This is a genomic window from Novilysobacter erysipheiresistens, from assembly GCF_036663935.1.
GTDB classification, from domain to species: Bacteria; Pseudomonadota; Gammaproteobacteria; order Xanthomonadales; family Xanthomonadaceae; genus Novilysobacter; species Novilysobacter erysipheiresistens.
The window spans coordinates 33,061-48,796 of the sequence record NZ_JAXGFP010000007.1 but is presented as its reverse complement, the minus strand read 5'-3'; the positions used below and the strand labels follow the sequence as shown (position 1 = coordinate 48,796).

Sequence of the window (15,736 nt, the reverse complement as noted above, 5' to 3'; positions counted from 1 at the left end):
CGCATGAACCCATCGGCGCCGCCTGCAACCACCACGTCGTTCGACTCGGTCGAGGCCGCGGTCGACTTCATGCTGGACCGCATCGATGGGCCGCTGCAGGTCGGCGCCCCGCTGGGCCTCGGCAAGCCGCATCGATTGCTCAATGCGCTGTACGCGCGGGCCAAGGCCGATGCCTCGCGGCCGCTGCATCTGTACACCGCATTGTCGCTGGACCCGCCCGGCGCCACGAAGGGCCTGGAGGGGCGCTTCATCGGTCCGTTCGTGGCGCGCCATTTCGGCGAGGACTTCCCGCGACTGGACTACGTGGCGGCGATGCGTGGCGATACGCTGCCGGCGCATATCGAGGTCGAGGAGTTCTACTTCCAGTCCGGTGCGCTGCTTGGTTCGAGCCAGGCGCAACGGCGTTACGCCAGCCTCAACTACACCCACGTCGCCCGCGCGCTCGCCGACCGCGGCGTCGACTGCATCGTGCAACGGGTCGCGCGCGAGCCCAGGGGTTCGCGGTTGTCGCTGTCGTGCAATACCGACCTGACCTTCGATGCCATCGACGCGATCGTCGCCGCGGGATTGCCGCGGCCACTGCTGGTCGCCGAGGTCGATCCGGAGCTGCCGTGGCTGGATGGCAGCGCGGCGGTCGACGAGGATTTCTTCGATGCTGTGGTGACGCCGCCAGGGCCGCACCCGAAATTGTTCGGCCTCCCGCGACAGCCGGTGAGCGAGGTCGACTACGCGATCGGCTTCCACGCCAGCACGCTGGTGGTCGATGGCGGCACTCTGCAGATCGGCATCGGCGCGCTGGCCGATGCGTTGTGCCATGCGCTGGCGTTGCGGCATCTCGACAATGCCGCTTATCGCAAGGTGCTCGTGACGCTACGTTCGCCGGCCGCGGACGACCCGGCGCTCGGGCCGTTCGCGCAGGGCCTGTACGGCTGCAGCGAGATGCTCAACGAAGGGTTCAAGCGGCTGGTCGAGGCCGGCGTGATCCGGCGCAAGGTGGTCGAGGACGAGGCGGTGATGCGGCGGCTGGTCGAAGGCACTGCGACCGAGGCCGAACAGGCGCTGCTGGAACGCGACGGCCAGTTCCTGCACGGCGCGTTCTACCTCGGCTCGCATGATCTGTACGACTGGCTGCGCAACCTCGACGACGACACTCGCCACGCGATCGACATGCGCCGGGTCAGCGCGGTCAACGAGCTGTACGGCGGCAACGAAACCCTGGAGCGCCTGCAGCGCCGCGATGCGCGCTTCTTCAACAGCTGCATGATGGCGACCGCGCTCGGCGCGGCGGTGTCGGACGCGCTGGAAGACGGTCGCGTGGTGTCCGGCGTCGGTGGCCAGTACAACTTCGTGTCGATGGCGCACGCGTTGCCGGGCGCGCGCTCGGTGCTGATGTTCCGCGCGGTGCGCGACAGCGGCGGGCGCAGCAGTTCCAACGTGGTCTGGAACTACGGCCACACCACGATCCCGCGGCACCTGCGCGACATCTACATCAGCGAGTACGGCGTCGCCGACATGCGCGGCAAGGCCGACGAGGACTGCGTGATGGCGATGGCCGGCATCTGCGATGCGAGGTTCCAGCAGGGGTTGCTGGAGACGGCCAAGGCCGAAGGAAAGCTGCGCGAGGATTTCGTGCTGGCCCCGCGCGCCGCGGACAACACTCCGGTCTGGCTGCGCGAAGCGATGGCACCGCTGCGTCGCGACGGCACCCTGCCCGACTACCCGCTGGGCAGTGATTTCACCGAGGTCGAGCAGCGGCTGGTGAAGGCGCTGGGCTGGCTGAAGGCGCACACCGGCGGCCGTGGTGACAAGCTGCGCACGGTGGCGCGGGCGCTGCTGGGCCGCGGCCGTGCCGACCGTGAAGCACTGGCACGGATGGAACTGGAGCGGCCCGCCGGCCTCGGTGAGCGTCTGGAGGCCCGCCTGCTGGCACTCGGGCTGCGCGAAACCGCCGGGCCGTTGTAGGAGCGGCTTCAGCCGCGATCGGATGGTTGGTCGTTCGGCCGACTTCAGATCGCGGCTAAAGCCGCTCCTACAGGAATTTCCATGACCGCCGTTTCCGGCGGCAGGAACCTCAGAGCGAGTTGGCCGCTTCGACCACGCGCTCGACGGTGAAGCCGAAGTGCGGGAACAGCTTGTCGGCCGGTGCGCTGGCGCCGAAGGTGTCGATGCCGATCACCGCGCCGTCGAGGCCGACGTACTTGCGCCAGAAATCGGACACGCCGGCTTCGATCGCGACGCGCTTGCGACAGCCGCTAGGCAATACCGATTCGCGGTAGGCGGCATCCTGGCGGTCGAACACGTCGGTCGACGGCATCGACACCACGCGCACGTCCTCGCCCAGTTGCGCGGCCGCCTTCACTGCCAGGCCGACCTCGGAGCCGGTCGCGATCAGGATCAGCCGCGGGTTGGCGCCGCCGTCCTTGAGCACGTAGCCACCGCGTGCAATGTCGGCCACCTGCGCCGCGCTGCGCGGCTGGTGATCGAGGTTCTGGCGCGAGAAGATCAGGCAGCTCGGGCCGTTGCTGCGCTCGATCGCCGCGCGCCACGACACTGCCGACTCGACCGCATCGCAGGGGCGCCAGACGTCGTTGTTGGGGATGTAGCGCAGGCTGGCCAGGTGCTCGATCGGCTGGTGGGTAGGGCCGTCCTCGCCGAGACCGATCGAGTCGTGGGTGTAGACGTGGATCGCCTGCGCGGCCATCAGCGCGCTCATGCGCACGGCGTTGCGGGCGTAGTCGCTGAACACCAGGAAGGTCGCGTCGTACGGGATGAAGCCGCCGTGCACCGACAGGCCGTTGCTGATCGCGGTCATCGCGAACTCGCGCACGCCGAAGTAGATGTAGTTGGCGTCCGCGTCGTCGGTCGCGACCGACTTGCTGCCCTTCCACAGGGTCAGGTTGGAATGGGCGAGATCCGCCGAGCCGCCGACCAGTTCCGGCAGCAGCGGCGCGAACGCCTCGATCGCCATCTGCGAGGCCTTGCGCGAGGCCACGACCGGACCGTCGGCCTGCAGCTTGGCGATATAGGCATCGGCGGCGGCGGCAAACTCCGTCGGCAGCTCGGCGTGCGAGCGGCGGGTCAGTTCGTCGGCCAGCTGCGGGAACTGCGCGGCGTACTTGTCGAACGCGTCGTTCCACTGGGCCTCGCGGACCAGGCCGGTGTTGCCGGCGCGCCAGCCGTCGCTGATCCCGGCCGGGATCTCGAACGGCGCGTGCGGCCAGCCGAGCGCTTCGCGGGTCGCGACCAGTTCGTCCTTGCCGAGCGGTGCGCCGTGGCTGGATTCCTTGCCGGCCTTGGCCGGGGAGCCGAAACCGATCGTGGTGCGGCAGCAGACCAGGGTCGGCTTGCCGGTTTCGCTCATCGCCGCGTCGATCGCGGCCTTGATCGCATCCGCATCGTGGCCATCGACGCCGCGGATCACGTTCCAGCCGTAGGCCTCGAAGCGCGCCGGGGTGTCATCGGTGAACCAGCCGTCGGTATTGCCGTCGATCGAGATCTTGTTGTCGTCCCAGAACGCGACCAGCTTGTGCAGGCCCCAGGTGCCCGCCAGCGATGCGGCTTCGTGGGAGATGCCTTCCATCAGGCAGCCGTCGCCCATGAACACCCAGGTGCGATGGTCGACGATCGCGTGCTCGGGGCGGTTGAAGCGCTGCGCCAGCAGCTTCTCGCCGAGCGCCATGCCGACCGCGTTGGCGAAGCCCTGACCGAGCGGACCGGTGGTGGTCTCCACGCCCGGGGTCATGAAGTTCTCCGGGTGGCCCGGGGTCTTCGACTCCAGCTGGCGGAAATTCTTCAGGTCGTCGATCGACAGGTCGTAGCCCGACAGATGCAGCAGCGCGTACTGCAGCATCGAACCGTGTCCGTTGGACAGCACGAAGCGGTCGCGGTTGAACCAGCCCGGGTTGTTCGGGTTGTGGTTCAGGTAGTCGTTCCACAGCACTTCGGCGATGTCGGCCATGCCCATCGGCATGCCCGGATGCCCGGAATTGGCGGCCTGCACCGCGTCGGCGGCAAGGAAGCGGATGGCGTTGGCGAGGTCGCGACGGGCGGGCTTGGCGGCAGCAGGCGTGGGCATGGCGGGGTCGGTGGCGAAAAACAGCCGCCATTGTCCCATCCGGGGGCGGCCGTGTCGCGGCTGGGGTGCGGGGCTGGATGGTCGGGGTTTGTGTTAGCCGTGGCGTGGATCAGAGCGGAAGGTCAAACGCAGAACACGGTTTCGTGGGAGAGCGCCGCCCTGCCGAACCCTTGAGGCGATGTACAGGTCGCGACTGACGTCGCTCCTACCCGAAGCCCACCCCGCAGCCGCAGACATCCGGGCAGGAGGTGGACGGCGGGGGGATTGCGCAAAAGCGGGCCATGGATGGCCCGCGGCCCGCCTCAGGGCAGGACTGCCCTGACGAAGGGCTGGAGCAATCCCCCCGCCGGCCGCCTCCTGCGCGGCGACCTCACCCGAAGCCCGTTCTGCCTTACTCGACCGGCATGAGAACGCGCACTACATCCGAATCAATCCGCCAGCAACTCCGGCGGCGGATCCACCTCGCCGCGCGACACCACCGCCGCCGCAGCCAGGTCGCCAGTGACATTCAACGTGGTCCGGCACATGTCGAGGAAGCGATCGACGCCGAGGATGATGCCGATCCCTTCCGGCGGCACCCCGACCATGCCGCAGATCAATGCAATCACCGGCAGCGAGCCGGCCGGCACGCCCGCGGTGCCGATGCCGCCGAGGATGCACACGAACATCACCGTCACCTGCTGCACCAGCGACAGCTCGACCCCGAAGAACTGCGCCAGGAACAGCACCGTCACGCCTTCGAACAGCGCGGTGCCGTTCTGGTTGGCGGTCGCGCCCACCGTCAGCACGAAGCGCGAGATCTTGCGCGGCAGCCCCAGTTGTTCGTCGGCGACCCGCAGCGCGGTTGGCAAGGTGGCGTTGGACGAGGCGGTCGAGAACGCCATCACCATCGCTTCCTGCGAACCCTTGAAGAACTTCAGCGGCGAATAGCCACCGGCAAATTTCAGCGCCAGCGAATAGACCACGAACATGTGGATCGACAAGGCCAACACCACCACGCCCACGTACGCACCCAGCCGCACCAGCAGGTCCCAGCCGAACAACGCGGCGAGATTGAACATGAAGCAGAACACCGCGTACGGCGCCAGCTTGATGACCAGCCCGATCAGCGTCATCGAGACCTCGAACAGGCCCTCGATGCCGCGCTGCAGGGTGTCGGTGGCCGCGCTCCGGGTCAGCACCAGGCCGATGCCGATCATGATCGCGAAGAACATCACCGCCAGGATCGCGTTGTCGGCGGCGGCGGTGATGACGTTGCTCGGCACGATCGACAGCAGCATGTCCATGCCCTGCGGCTGGCCGGCGCTGCTGCTGACAATGGCCGCGGCACGCTCGGAACCCTCGGCGAGCATCTGCTCGGCGGCGGCGCGGTCGACGCCGACGCCCGGTTGCAGCCAGTTGACCAGCACCAGGCCGATCACCACCGCGATGCCGGACACGACCACGGTGTAGGCCAGGGTCTTCCAGCCGACCCGGCCGAGCGAGCGCACGTCGCCCATCTCGGCGATGCCGACCACCAGCGCCGAGAACAGCAGCGGGATGATCAGCATGAAGATCAGCCGCAGGAACAGTTGTCCGGCCGGCTGGGTGACGTAGGTGGTGAGCCACTGCACCCACTCGGCGTCGGCGCCGGAGACGTAGTAGGCGACCATGCCCAGCAGCAGGCCGGCAGCGAAGCCGATCGCCATCTTCCAGTGCAGCGGCATCTTGCGCTTGCCGGTGTCGGCGCCGGTATTCGTTTCCGTCATCGTCGTGCAGCTCCCCACGTAGGTGCGGGCGAGCTTAGCAAACTGGGCGCGTCGGACTGTCCGGGCCTTGTAGGAGCGACGTAAGTCGCGACCCGGCGGCCCTCGGGGCGATGTACAGGTCGCGACTTACGTCGCTCCTACCGCCGCAGGAACGCCCACCTGACCGGATTAGGTCAGGCGTCGGGGTACAGCGGCGGCAACGGCGATGCGGCCTTCTTCGGCCCGGCCTGCCAGCGCGGGCCGTCGGCGAAGGCGCCGCGCAGCAATCCGCGGGCAGCCACGCCGTCGCCACCGCCCCAGCGGGCGCGCTGCAGGGCGTCGATCGCATCGCGCTGGACCGGATCGGCGAGCCGGGCGCGGACGTCGTCGAGGTCGGTCGCCGGCGGGCGCGCCAGCGCGCACAGCGCATCGGCGACCTCGCCGAAGTCGCCGGTGTCGAGGGCGCGCTTGAAAGCGGCGAGATCGGTCATGCCGGCAGCACGTCGGGGCAGGCCGGGCGGCGCCGCAGCGCCCACCGCCTTTGCCGTCGGTGCGCTGCGATGCAAACCCCACAGCAAGGTCAACAACCACAAGCCCGCGAACAACAGCGTCGCCAGCACCCAGCCGCGGCTGGGGCCTTGCACGGCGCGCTGCAGCGGCGAGCCGGTCGTCCCGTCGACCGCGGTCGCCCCAGCCGGCGCGGTGATCGCCGGCGGCGAACCATCCGCCGCGACCCCGGCGACCTGCCACTCCAGCGTTGGCAAGCGTGAAGTGCGGGCCTTGCCGGCGCGCACGTCCCACCAGTCCAGTTGCAGCCCGGGCAACGCGACCTCGCCACCGCGGGTCGGCACCAGCGAGAACTGGCGGGTCAGGGTCACGCGCGGGCGGCCGTCGACGAAACGCTCGTCGGCCTGCACCGGTTCGGCGAACACCTGCACGCCGTCGATCGGCGGCAGGGTCAGCTCCGGCATCTGCGCGGCGCCGGTACCATCGGCCACCGCTTCGATGGTCAACGTCGCCGCCTGACCGACGCGCAGATCCTGCGGGGTCGACTGGTAGCGCAGTTGCAGGTCGTGCAATGGCAACCACGGTTGCGTTGCGTTGGACGGCACCGGTCGCACTTCCAGCACCCGCGGCGCGGCGCGAGCCTGCAGCGCGCCGCCGCCGCGACCGAGGAAGTCGTCGAAGAAGCCCGCGGCGCCACGGCCCTCGAAGGTGGCGCCGGGGATGGTCAGTTCGCCACTGCGTTCGGGGATCAGCAGGTACCGGCGCTCGATCACGGTGTAGCGGCGGCCGTCGATCTCGCGGCTGTACTGGGCATCGTCGCCGACCTGGCGCAGGGTGGCGCCCTCGGGCGCGGGCTGGTCGAGTTCGCCCGACACCAGCGGCACCGCCGAATACAGGCGCACCACCCAGCCGACCGCCTGTTGCACGTACGGATCCTGGTCGTCGGCTTCGCTCTCGATGAACACGTCGTCGCCGGCGCGTGCCGGGGCGACGGCGCTGGCCGGGGTCACCACCAGCGACAGCGGCTGGGTGCGCGCATTGCCGACGTGCAGCGCGGGAATCGTCAGTACGCCATCACGCTGCGGCCGCAGCGCGACCGCGTACAAGGTGCGGCTGCTGACCTCACCGTTGCTGAGTTCGACCCGGCGACTGCTGCTGTGGCCGCTGATCTCGAACTGCGCCCGTAATGGATCGTAGTCGGGGCTGGCGCCGGCATCGGTCTCGATGTTGAGGGTGACCGTCTCGCCCAGGGCGATGCGGTCGCGGTCGAGCCACGCGCGGGTCTGCGCGTTGGCGACGAGGCTCGTCAGCGCCAGCAGCAACAACAAGGTGGTCCGGATCAGCGCGCGCGACATCGGTGTCATTCCTCCCAGCCGCCCTGCATGCGGCGACGTTGGTGTTCGAGCCGGAACTTCTCGCGCAGCAGACCGCCCGGGTCGTCGGGAATCCGCCGCAGCCAGACCTCGTTGGCGAGCCGGCGTTCGCGTTGTTCGGCGGTCTCGACCGGGGCGGCCTCGGCGGGATCATCGGCCTGGCCGTCTTCCTGCGCATCCTGCAAGGCCTGCTGCATGCGTTGGCGCTGGGCCTGGTTGGCGGATTGCTGGGCCTCGGCATCGGTCGGTTTGGGCGACTGCGGTTCGCGCGGCGCAGCGTTGTCGCCGCTATCGGCCGGGTCCGACTCGTTCGGCTCCGACGGTGGCTCGGACTTGCCTGGCTGCTGTGACGGTGACTGGCCCTGACCCTCACCCTGCTGCGAGTCCTGCGGCTGCTGCGAGCCTTCCTGCTTGCCGTCTTGCGGCTGCTGTTGACCCTGCTGCTTGCCCGGTGGCGGCTTGCGTTTCATCGCCGCCTCGACCGCCTGCTTGTTGGCAATCGCGTCCTGCATGCCGGGACGCTGGTCCAGGGCCTGCTCATACGCGTCGATGGCCTCGGCATAGCGACCGGCCTTGGCCAGCGCGTTGCCACGGTTGTACAGCGAATCGGCGCTTTCGAGGGCCCCATACAGCTGCGCGGCGCGGGCGAAATCCCCTTCACGGTAGGCCTGGGCGGCCTGTTGCATCTGCTCGTGGGCGAGCTGGTCGGGGCGCTGCCACAGCTCGGCGGCGTGCGCGCCCTGGCCGGGCAGCCACAACACCAGCAGGACCACGGCAATCGGCGCACCACGGCGGAACGCCAGCAACGCAAGCAGCATCAATGGAATTAACAGCCAGTAGCCATCGTCATGCCAGCTGCGGCCACTCTCGCCGCGGGTTGCCCCCTCGGCCGCGGCCGGATCGAGCACGCCAAGCGATTGCAGGTCATCGTCGTCGCGGGTGAGCGCGGCGAAGCCACCGCCGCCGGCACGGGCCAGTTGCCTCAGCGAGTCCGCACCGAGCCGGGTGTTGGCGATCGAGCCATCGGGCCGCTTGTAGAGCGCACCGGCGGCGGTGCCCAACCCGAGTGCGGACACTCGGTAGCCCTGCATGTGCGCGGCGGTGGCGGCCTCGCGTGCCTTGTCATCGGCGTGGTCGGTCAGCAGCAGGATGTGGCCGCGATCGAACCCGGCCTGTTGCAGCAACTTGACCGACCACTCGATCGCGCGGTCGCCACGCTGGCCATCGACCGGCATCACCTGCGGGTGCAACGCATCGAGGAACAGGGCGACGTTGGCGACGTCGTCGGTCAACGGCGCCACGGTAAAGGCGTCGCCGGCGTAGGCCACCAGACCGACTTGCCCGCCTTGACGTTGCGCCAGCAGGTCGCCGAGCTTGGCCCGGGCCTGGGCCAGCCGCGACGGCGGCAGGTCGTCGGCGAGGCTGCTGCTGGACAGGTCAAGCGCGACCACCAGCGGAGTGCGGCTTTGCCACAGTGGCTGCTCGGTCTGGCGCCAGCTCGGCCCGGCCAGCGCCAGCACCGCGAGCAGGTAGCCGAGCGCGCCGAGCGCCAGCGCAGCATGGCCGCGGCGTTCGCCGCGATGGTCGAGCAGGCGCGGCAACAGGTGTGGATCGACCGCCTCGCGCCAGACGCTGGCGCGGTGTCGGCGACGCCACCACCACGCCGCCAGCAACGGCAGCGCGAGCAACGCCCACAGCCACGACGGGCGCAGGAAATGCAGGTTGGCGAGGTCGGGGATCATGCGCGCCTCCGACGCGGCAGGGCAAACGCCAGCAAGCCGAAGGCGAACGCCACGCCCAGCGGCCAGGCGTAACGTTCGATCTTCGGGCGCAGCGCCTGGCCCGGGCGTTCGACCGGTTCCAGCCGGTCGATCTCGGCATAGATGCCGGCCAGTTGCGCGGTGTCGCGGGCGCGGAAGAATTCGCCGCCGGTGGCGTCGGCGATCTTGCGCAGGGTCGCTTCGTCGATCTCGTCGCCGGCGCCCGGCATGGGCATCTGGAAACCGAACAACGACAACGAGCCATCGCCGCCGAACGCCACCGTGTAGACCCGGATGCCGGCATCGGCGGCGAGCTCGGCGGCCTTCAGCGGGTCGAGCAGGCCGGCGGTGTTGACGCCGTCGGTCAGCAGGATCACCACCCGCTCCTGCGATGCTTCCGGATCGCTGCCGGGGTCGCGCAGGCGCTTGACCGCGAGGCCCAGGGCGTCACCGATCGCGGTCTCCTGCCCGGCCAGCCCGACCACGCTGTCGGCCAGTTGTTGACGCACGCTTTCGCGGTCGGCAGTCAGCGGGGTCAATGCATAGGCGCGACGACCGAACACCAGCAGCCCGACCCGGTCGCCATCACGGCGGTCGAGGAAGTCGGTGAGCACCGCCTTGGCCGCGGTCAGGCGGTCGACCGGGCGGCCCCCCAGTTGCATGTCGGGTTCGCTCATGCTGCCCGACAGGTCGAGCACCAGCATCAATTCGCGGCCGGCCTGCGGCGGCTGCACCGCTTCACCAAGCGTTTGCGGTCGCGCCGCGGCGAGGCACAGCAAGGTCCACGCCAGCCAGTGCAACCATTGGCCACCGCTACCACGGATGCCGCCGGCGCCGCGCGCCAGCGGCTCGAGTCGGTGACCGAACGGCACCTTCAGCGCCGCGGCGGCGTTGCGCCGTGCCGGCAGCCAGCGGCGAGCCAGCAGCGGCAACGGCAACGCCAGCAGCAGCCACGGCCAGGCGAAGCCCTCGAAGCCAGGAACCAGTGCCGCCAACAATTCCGTGGAGCCGATGCTCATCGCGCCGCCTTCCGCCGCGGGCCCATCCACTGCAGGAACCGTGCACGCGCCAGCGGTCGCAATACCTCGACCTGCTGCGGATCGATGTCGGGCCGGTAGCCGCCGTCCAGCAGCAGCCGGCCGGCCTCGTCGTCGAGGTCGATGAATTCCAACCAGTCCCGGCCATGCAGGTGATCGGCGTCGGGTTGCCGCCGACGGGCGGCGCGACGCAGCAGTTCCGAAATCGCCGCGACCTGCGCCGCCGGCGTGGCTGCGGCGGACACCGCGTCGTCGAACACCGCGGCGATCGCGCGTTGCTGTCGGCGTCGACGCGCCATCCACCACAGCCATGCGCCGAGCGCCAGCAACAGCAACGCAGCCAGCACCCACCAGCCCGGCGCCGGCGGCCACCAGGGCGGTGGCGGCGGCTGGTGAATGTCGCGCAGGACCAGCGTCGGATCGGCCATCACGCCACCATCGGCCGCGCGCGGCCCAGCAGCGGCAGCCATGATTCGCTGGCGGCGTCGGTCGACAGCGCCTGCACGCGGATCCCGCGCGCCGGCAGCGATTCCAGCGCCGCCTCCAGCGGCCGGGTGAACTCGCCGCGCCAGCGCTGGCGCTGGCGGGGATCGGCGAGGTCGAGTTCGATTCGCGCGCCGCCACTGCGGAACGGCAGGCTCGCGGTCGGCGGCTTCAGTTCGAGTGGATCGGTCAGCAGCAGCAGGATGACCTCGTGGTGCTGGGTCAGCACCGGCCAGCGCCGCGCGGGCAGTTCGGCGATGCTGTGCGGGTCAGCCAGCACCAGTAACCGCGACCCCGGCCGCAGCAGGCGCTGGGCGTGATCCAGGGCGACCGCAAGACCGTCGTCGTCATCCGGCGGGCGCGCATACCAGCGCGCCAATGCGTCGAGTACCCGCAAGGCCCCGCGCGCGCCACCCGCCGGCGCCACCGGCGGCTCGCGCTCGCTGCCACGCAGGGCGGCGATGCGGTCGCCGTCGCGGACGGCCGCCCAGGCTGCGATCGCGCCGGCGCGCGCGGCCTGTACCGACTTGAAGCGGACTCGGGTGCCGAAGTACAGCGACGCCGCGGTGTCGGCGACGATCAGGCTCAACCGCTCGCGTTCGGCCTGGTAGAGCTTGGTGTGGGCGCGACCGGTGCGCGCGGTGACGCGCCAGTCGATGTGGCGGGCGTCGTCGCCGGCGCTGTATTCGCGCGATTCGGCGTACTCCATGCCACGCCCGCGCAACGGCGATAGCGATTGGCCGGTGATGCCGTGGCGGCCGAGCCTGGCGCTGCGGCGTCCGCCGGCGAGCGGACGCAGCGCGACCAGTTCGGCGAGCGTCGGGGTGATGCCGTCGGTCACGCGGGGCATGCCGCCATGGTTCGGGCCACTCGCTCCCTCCGCGGCAGGACCTGTTCAGTTGTAGGAGCGATGCAAGTCGCGACCCGCCGAGCGCCGGAGGTCATGTACAGGTCGCGACTGACGTCGCTCCTACCTGGAACGGTGGGACGGGTGGTCACCACAGCGATGCTCACGGCAGCGGCACCTTCGCCAGCAGTTCTGCGACCAGGCGCTCCCCATCCCAACCCTCGGCGGTCGCCTCGTAGCTCGGCAGGATCCGGTGGCGCAGCACGTCGGGTGCGATCGCGCGGACGTCGTCGGGGGTGACGTAATCGCGGCCGGCCAACCATGCGTGCGCACGGGCGCAGCGCTCCAGCGCGATCGAGCCGCGCGGACTCGCGCCCCAGGCGATGCGCTGGCCGAGTCCGGCGTCGTAGCGTCCGGCGTTGCGCGAGGCCAGCACCACTTCGATCAGATAGCGCTCGACCGCCGGGGCGACGTGCAGTTGCAGCACCGCGGCGCGCGCGGCGAACACGTCGGCTTGCGGCATGCGTTGCACCGCCGCATGGGTCGGCCGCAGTACATCGCGAGCGCGTTCGCGCGCCAGCCGCAGTATCTCGGCTTCGGCGGCGGCCTCCGGATACCCGATCCGCACGTGCATCAGGAAGCGGTCGAGTTGCGCCTCCGGCAGCGGGAAGGTGCCTTCCTGCTCGATCGGGTTCTGGGTGGCCATGACCAGGAACAGCGGCGGCAACGGATAGGTCGCGCGGCCGACCGTGACCTGGCGCTCGCCCATCGCTTCCAGCAACGCCGACTGGACCTTGGCCGGAGCGCGGTTGATCTCGTCGGCGAGCAGGATCGGGTGGAAGATCGGACCCGGCTGGAACTCGAACCGACCATCCTGCGGACGCCAGACCTCGGTGCCGGTGAGGTCGGACGGCAACAGGTCGGGGGTGAACTGGACGCGGGCGAAGTCGGCCTCGAGTCGCGCTGCCAGCGCGCGGATCGCGCTGGTCTTGGCCAGTCCCGGCGCACCCTCGACCAGCAGGTGGCCATCGGCCAGCAATGCGATCAGCAGGCGTTCGACCAGCGCCGACTGGCCGACGATCTCCGCCGAGAGCGCGTCGCGCAATTGCAGAAAAGCCTGGTGCAGGCGTGTCGACTCCGCGTCCCGGGCATCGGGCGCGCGTTCGGGCTGGCGGTCGATCGCGGTCTGTTCCATCGGTATCTCATTGCGAGCTGGCGTGGATCGAGTTTGACCGATGTTGCGCGGCGAGGTTCAGCCCTGCGCTACACCGGTTCAGGATTGGTGATGACCGGCGCGATGTCGCGCTGATGGCGGCACCGCGCAGCGGCGGCGTGAAACGCAAACGGGGCCCGAAGGCCCCGTTGCGGAATCGCAGGCTGGATGGACTCAGCGGTGATTGCGCTGCGAAACTTCCAGCACCTTCGGGGTCACGAAGATCAGCAGTTCGGCCTTTTCCTTCGACTTGCCCTTCTTCTTGAACAGGTTGCCGAGGAACGGAATGTCGCCCAGGAACGGCACCTTGGTTACATCGTCGCGCTCGGCGAACTCGTACACGCCGCCAATGACCACGGTCTGGCCATCCTCGACCAGCACCGCGGTGTTGACCGAGCGAGTGCTGATCTGCGGGACGTCGCCGATCGAGGTATCGACGAAGCCCTCGATCTCGTCCTTCTTGACGTTGAGATTGAGGAATACGCGGCCGTCGTTGGTGATGGTCGGTGTGACCTTCATCTCCAGCACGACTTCCTTGAACTGCACGCTCGGGGTGGCGACGCCGCCGGCGGTGGCCGGCTGGATGGTTACATAACCGACTTCGCGGCCCTGTTTGATCACCGCCTCGCGCTGGTTGCTGGTGACGATGCGCGGGTTGGAGATTACTTCGCCGCGCCCTTCCTCCTGCATCGCCGACAGGCGCACGTCGAGGGCATAACCGGCATTGAGCAGCGACAGCGCTACCGCGCCAGCCGGGTTGGCGACACCCAGATTAGTCATCAGGCCACGGGTAAGCTCGAAGGTGGAGTCACCGTCTTCAATGGCCTCAGCGAGAGAGTTCTGACTGTCGACGTTGTTCTCGACAGTACTGTTGAACCATACATCGCCGCCATCGGTGTAGCCCGACACGCCGAACTCGGCGCCGAGTTCGCGCATGAAGCTTTCAGTGGCGACCACGACCCGGGCCTCGATCACAACCTGGTCGACCGGGCGGTCGATCTCGGCGATCAGCTCCTTCATTGCTGCGACCTTCTCCGCAGTGTCGCTAATCATCAGGGTATTGGTGCGACCATCGGCGACCAAGCGTCCGCGCGCGGACAGGAATCCTGTATCCATCCGGCCCTGATCACCTTGGCCACCACCGCCCCCAGAGCTGCCGATGCCCTTGGCTTCGGTCAGCATTTTGAAGATCTGCTCGGCATTGTGATAGTTGATCTGGATGTACTCGGTTATCAATTCGGCCCGTTCAGACATCGCGATGCGCGCGTCGGCCTTGTCCTGCTCGTACTTGGCCAGCTCGGCCTGCGGGGCGACCCAGATCACGTTGCCACTGCGGCGCTTGTCCAGGCCCTTGGCCCGCAGCACGATGTCCAGCGCCTGATCCCACGGCACGTTGACGAGTCGCAGGGTGACATTGCCCTGGACGCTGTCGGCGGCGACGAGGTTGAGGCCGGACTCCTCGGCCACCAGTTGCAGCACCGTGCGTACCGGGATGTCCTGGAAGTTGAAAGTGACCGGGCGACCGCTGTACTTCTTGCTGTCGCTGCTATCGACGCTGGTGGCGCCCATCGCGACGTCGTCGTTGCTGTCGGCCTGGACGACGGCGACGGCCGCGCGCGGCACGATCTCGACGATGTACTCGTTGCCGGTCTGGTACGCCATCGACTCGTAGGCACCCTCGGTGTCCAGCACCAGGGTCGTGCCACCGCCGGTGCTGCGGGCGCTGATCTGCTCGACCGGCGTGGCGAAGTCGGAGACGTTAAGCGGCTTTTGCAGCGACGACGGCAACGATGCATTGCCGACGCTGATGACCACCTGGCCGCTTTCGTTGCGCAGGTCGGGCGCGGCGCCTTCGCCGCTGAAGCGCAGGATCAGCCGGCCGGCGCCGCCGTCACCGCGCTTGAAGTCGATGTTCGAGACGCTGATCGCACCCGGCAACTGCTTGGCCGGGTCGAGGCTGGTCGCCGGGGCGACCTGCGCGAGCAGGCCCGGCGAGATACCGGCGCTGGCGACGGGCGTCGCCGCATGGACGGCGCTGAACGCCGCCAGCGTGCCCAGCACCAGGCCGAAACCGGCGCTGCGCGCAACTGCCCGCGAAAGGGGGCGCCGGGCAGGCCGCGATCGTGTGGCTTTGAAAACGGTCATCGTGCAATCCCCCAATCTATTGATCTTCTAAGGCAACGGTAGCCGGACGTTCCAGCCAGCCCCCGGCGCCGTCTGGAACCAGTTCCACCAACTCGATGCGGTCCTGGAACACGGCGGTTACCCGGCCATCGCTCTGCCCCATGTATGCACCGGGTTGAACCCGATAGGTCACCTTGTCGGGCGCCATCACCAGCGCCACCACCCCGGCGCCCCCGCCCAGCGTCCCGACCATGTCGAGGCTGTCGAGCGGGAATTGTTCGAGGGTGTGCTTGCGACGGTCCGAATCCGGACGCGGGCCGCTCCCGTTGCTGCGGTCGGTGAACGCGTTGCTGAAAGGATCTCGCAGGCCTTGCGCCGCATATTCGAAGGTCTCGAACTGCTGCATCACCGGCAACGGATCCAGCGGCGGCGCCGGCCGTGCCTTGACCTCGGCGACCCAAGCCTCGAGGTTGGGCGCTTCGCCAGGGGTGCTGGTGATGCCGCGCGAGCAGCCGGCCAGAACCAGCGCGGCGATCGCGATCGTGAGAAGCCGGCGCGCGTGCACGGGCGTGTCGGTCAGGTCACGCATC

At 69.1% G+C, this 15,736-nt stretch carries 11 protein-coding genes; 1 reads left to right on the top strand and 10 read right to left on the bottom strand.

What is annotated here, in order from left to right:
- The first annotated feature begins 3 nt into the window (after positions 1-3).
- Complete coding sequence (locus SNE34_RS12945) at positions 4-1,962, top strand: acetyl-CoA hydrolase/transferase C-terminal domain-containing protein (RefSeq protein WP_332617891.1); 1,959 nt, start codon at positions 4-6, stop codon at positions 1,960-1,962.
- Positions 1,963-2,071: 109 nt separating this feature from the next.
- On the opposite strand, the gene tkt is transcribed toward SNE34_RS12945, so the two are convergent.
- The 10 genes from tkt to SNE34_RS12895 form a co-directional block, all read right to left on the bottom strand.
- The gene (gene tkt / locus SNE34_RS12940) at positions 2,072-4,075 is read right to left on the bottom strand and encodes a transketolase (RefSeq protein ID WP_332617889.1); all 2,004 of its coding nucleotides are present in this window, start codon (positions 4,073-4,075) and stop codon (positions 2,072-2,074) included.
- Positions 4,076-4,503: 428 nt separating this feature from the next.
- Complete coding sequence (locus tag SNE34_RS12935; RefSeq protein ID WP_332617887.1) at positions 4,504-5,823, bottom strand: dicarboxylate/amino acid:cation symporter; 1,320 nt, start codon at positions 5,821-5,823, stop codon at positions 4,504-4,506.
- A gap of 173 nt (positions 5,824-5,996) precedes the next feature.
- Positions 5,997-7,664, bottom strand: a complete 1,668-nt coding sequence (locus tag SNE34_RS12930; RefSeq protein WP_332617885.1) for a BatD family protein — start codon at positions 7,662-7,664, stop codon at positions 5,997-5,999.
- A gap of 5 nt (positions 7,665-7,669) precedes the next feature.
- Positions 7,670-9,424, bottom strand: a complete 1,755-nt coding sequence (locus SNE34_RS12925) for a VWA domain-containing protein (RefSeq protein WP_332617883.1) — start codon at positions 9,422-9,424, stop codon at positions 7,670-7,672.
- Positions 9,421-10,461 (bottom strand): vWA domain-containing protein, encoded by a 1,041-nt coding sequence (locus SNE34_RS12920; protein WP_332617882.1) that lies wholly within the window; start codon positions 10,459-10,461, stop codon positions 9,421-9,423. Before SNE34_RS12920 ends, SNE34_RS12925 begins: the two co-directional genes overlap by 4 nt.
- Positions 10,458-10,907 (bottom strand): DUF4381 family protein, encoded by a 450-nt coding sequence (locus SNE34_RS12915; RefSeq protein ID WP_332617880.1) that lies wholly within the window; start codon positions 10,905-10,907, stop codon positions 10,458-10,460. The genes SNE34_RS12920 and SNE34_RS12915 overlap by 4 nt, the downstream gene beginning before the upstream one ends.
- A complete protein-coding gene (locus SNE34_RS12910; RefSeq protein ID WP_332617878.1) occupies positions 10,907-11,812 on the bottom strand; it encodes a DUF58 domain-containing protein in 906 nt (301 codons plus the stop codon). The genes SNE34_RS12915 and SNE34_RS12910 overlap by 1 nt, the downstream gene beginning before the upstream one ends.
- Positions 11,813-11,972: 160 nt before the next feature.
- Positions 11,973-13,004 carry an AAA family ATPase gene (locus SNE34_RS12905; RefSeq protein ID WP_332617876.1) on the bottom strand — a complete coding sequence of 344 codons (1,032 nt, stop codon included), beginning with the start codon at positions 13,002-13,004 and terminating at the stop codon, positions 11,973-11,975.
- Positions 13,005-13,196: 192 nt separating this feature from the next.
- Positions 13,197-15,167, bottom strand: a complete 1,971-nt coding sequence (locus tag SNE34_RS12900) for a type IV pilus secretin PilQ (protein WP_332617874.1) — start codon at positions 15,165-15,167, stop codon at positions 13,197-13,199.
- A gap of 16 nt (positions 15,168-15,183) precedes the next feature.
- Complete coding sequence (locus SNE34_RS12895) at positions 15,184-15,735, bottom strand: pilus assembly protein PilP (protein ID WP_332617872.1); 552 nt, start codon at positions 15,733-15,735, stop codon at positions 15,184-15,186.
- Between the last annotated feature and the right edge of the window lies 1 nt (position 15,736).